This window comes from Burkholderia sp. Ac-20392 (assembly GCF_017104585.1).
GTDB lineage: Bacteria > Pseudomonadota > Gammaproteobacteria > Burkholderiales > Burkholderiaceae > Burkholderia > Burkholderia lata.
In genome coordinates this window covers 1-785 of record NZ_JAAGPB010001170.1, presented here as the reverse complement: position 1 = coordinate 785, position 785 = coordinate 1, and the positions used below count along the sequence as shown (strand labels likewise).

1 protein-coding gene is annotated in these 785 nt (G+C 63.8%); it reads right to left on the bottom strand.

Annotated elements, in window-relative coordinates; genetic code table 11:
• The coding region (locus G3N99_RS41440; protein WP_206125336.1) for an AraC family transcriptional regulator at nucleotides 1-626 on the bottom strand (626 nt) is incomplete at its 3' end.
• Nucleotides 627-785 lie beyond the last annotated feature (159 nt).

Here is a 785-nt window from a genome sequence, read left to right as displayed (position 1 = left end):
AGCAGCGCGGTCGCCGCGTCGAGCCGCGTCTTCAGCAACACCTGGCGTGGCGTCAGATGAAACACCTTGTGAAAATAGCGCTCCAGTTGCGCGACCGACATATTGGCCAGCGCCGCCAGTTGCTTCAGATTCAGCGGCTGTACGTAGTTTTCCTGGATCGACTGCACGACCGCGGCAAGGCGGCTGTAGGCCGGATGGCTGCTTTCGCCGGTCTTCAGATCGCGCGAAATGCCGGCGAGCCCGAAAACCTTGCCGGTGGCGTCGCGCAGCGGCTGCTTGCAGGTCAGGCACCAGCCCGGCGTCCGCCCCGGGTACAGAGGCAATTCGAGCTGGTCGAGCATCTGGGCGCCAACGTCGATGATCGCCTTGTCCTGCGCGGTATAGACGCGCCCGAAGCGGCGCGGGAATACGTCCTCGGCAGTCTTGCCGAGCAGCGCGGCCTTCTCCTTGAAGCCGCAGCGCGAGGCAAGCGTGCGGGTGACGAGCGTGTAACGCGCCGCGGCGTCCTTCACGAAGAAAACGACGTCCGGCATCGCATCGAACACCGGCTCGAGCAATCTGAAGTGCGACAGCATGCCGGACAAGATCGTGTCGTCCGGTTCGAGCGAATAAGCCAGCGTGTCGATCATGCGGGTTCCGTTGGTCCGTACCTCGTTGAATGCGTTCAGGACGCGTTCGCGAGTCGCTGCGCCGGCACGGCCGAAGCAGTTTGCATATTCGGCCGATTATAGAACCGCGCGCCGCCCGGCAAACTCGCGAAGCCCAGCAGCGAGTCGTTCGTCACG